The sequence below is a fragment of the Micromonospora globispora genome (assembly GCF_003857015.1).
Classification (GTDB): Bacteria; Actinomycetota; Actinomycetes; order Mycobacteriales; family Micromonosporaceae; genus Micromonospora; species Micromonospora globispora.
In genome coordinates, this window is sequence record NZ_QGGF01000663.1 from 1 (window position 1) to 1,969 (window position 1,969).

Consider the following 1,969-nt stretch of genomic DNA (forward strand, 5'->3'; position numbering starts at 1 on the left):
GCCCAGAGCACCGCGTCGAAGTCGTCGCCCAGGTCGGCCGTGGGCGGCGGGGGGCTGGCCGGCGGCGGGGCGGTCCGGGTGAGCCGCAGCCGGATCTGCCGCTGGCCGCCGGCCGGCACGTCCAGCACGTAGTGCAGGGCGCCCTTCGTCCCCTCCCGGTCCGGGCTGACCGTGTCCGCGCCGGCCACGACGTGGTCGTTGATCCCGTCCTTCGGGTACGGCGACCGGCTCGGCAGCCCCCAGAGCCGCTCGGCGTTGGTGTCGTTGTCACAGAGCAGCGGGGTGGGCGCGCCGTCGCCCTCCAGGAGGATCTGACCGAGCACCCAGTGCTCACCGACCAGCCGGCCGCCCTCGCCGACCAGCTTCGGCACCCGGTCACCGCCGGGCAGCCCCCACGCCCAGGTGTTGCGGAACCAGAGGGTGGGCAGCACGTGCAGGGCGGCCGCCTCGTCACCCCGGTTGGCGACGGTGACCAGGATGCACATGTCGGTCGGCGACGCCTTGGCGTAGTCGACGGTCACCGCCCAGTACCGGTCGTCGTCGAAGATGCCGGTGTCGACCAGTTCGTACTCGGTGTCGTCCCGGCCGCGTAGCGCGTTGATCGCGACCAGCTCGTCGTACGGGAAGGCGGCCTGCGGGTAGTGGTAGCGCCAGCGCATGTACGAGTGGGTGGGCGTGGAGTCCTCGTACCACCAGTAGTCCTTGACGTCCTCCCCGTGGTTGCCGCCGTCGCCGCCGAGGCCGAACATCCGCTCCTTGAGGATCGGGTCCTTGCCGTTCCACAGCGCCAGGGCGAAGCAGAACGTCTGCCGGTCGTCGCAGACGGCCGCCATCCCGTCCTCGTTCCACCGGTAGGCTCGGGACCGCGCGTGATCGTGGGGAAAGTAGTCCCACGCCGTGCCGTGTTCGCTGTAGTCCTCCCGTACCGTCCCCCACGCCCGCTCGGACAGATAGGGACCCCATGCGCGCCAGTCCTGCTCGCCGGCGTCGGCCTGGGCGAGTCGGAAGCGCTCGGGGTCGGGGGTGTCGGAGGATGACCGGTCAGTGAACACCTGCACATCTTCGATGCCGCCGGGGTACTTCACCACAGCGGCCATTCTCGTCGTGGCGTATCGCACGCCGCGGCCCGTGGAGGAAAGTTGATCGACATTCGCTTCGGTCCGCAGGTCTGCGGCGACCCGACCACCGGGTCGAGCCGGGAGTGGCTGGTCCCGGACGGCCGGGGCGGCTACGCCATGGGCACGGTCAGCGGGCTGCGGACCCGCCGGTACCACGGGCTGCTGGTGGTGGCCGGGGAGACGCCGGCCGCCCGGCGGGTGGGGCTGGTCAGCCTGGACCCGGCGGTCATCCTCCCGTCCGGGGAGCGGGTCCGCCTCGGGGCGCACGAGTGGTCCTCCGGGGAGGTCGACCCGCGCGGGTTCGAGCTGCTGGAGCAGTTCGCCCTGATCGACGGGGTGCCCCGGTGGCGCTGGCGGGTCGGTGACGTGGTGATCGAGCGGGAGCTGGCCATGGCGTACGGCCGGTCCTGCGTGGCGGTGGTGCACCGGCTGGTCTCCGGCGGCCCGGTCCGGCTGGACCTGGCCGCGGTCTGCACCTGGCGGGACGCGCACGGCGAGCGCCGGGCGGACGGGCCGACGCCGCGGATGGATCCGGTCGCCGGCGGCGCGGTGGTCGAGGGGTCCTTCCGGCTGGCCGGGCCGGACTGGACGCCCGAGGGGCAGTGGTGGCTGGGCGTGCGGCACCGGGAGGAGGCGGCGCGCGGGTTGAACGCGGAGGAGGACCTCTGGTACGCCGGCCGCTTCTCCGGCGCGCTGGACAAGCCGGGCGACACCGTGTCGGTGCTGGCCTGGGCGGACGACCTGGCCGAGGAGCCGCCGGCGGCGACCGGTCTGGTGGAGGCGGCCCGGCGGCGCAACCGGGCGGTGGTGGCGGCGGCCAAGCCGGCCGACACGGTCGAGGCGACCCTCGC

The 1,969-nt window shown here is 73.7% G+C and carries 1 protein-coding gene and 1 pseudogene; one reads left to right on the forward strand and one right to left on the reverse strand.

Annotation, left to right across the window (positions count from 1 at the left end):
- Positions 1-1,097, reverse strand: a pseudogene (locus DKL51_RS31580) (MGH1-like glycoside hydrolase domain-containing protein); the annotation flags it as partial.
- A 42-nt stretch (positions 1,098-1,139) separates the two neighbouring features.
- On the opposite strand from DKL51_RS31580, the gene DKL51_RS31585 reads away from it, so the two are divergent.
- Positions 1,140-1,969, forward strand: an 830-nt coding sequence (locus DKL51_RS31585; protein WP_185734988.1) for a glycogen debranching enzyme N-terminal domain-containing protein, incomplete at its 3' end; no start/stop codon positions are given.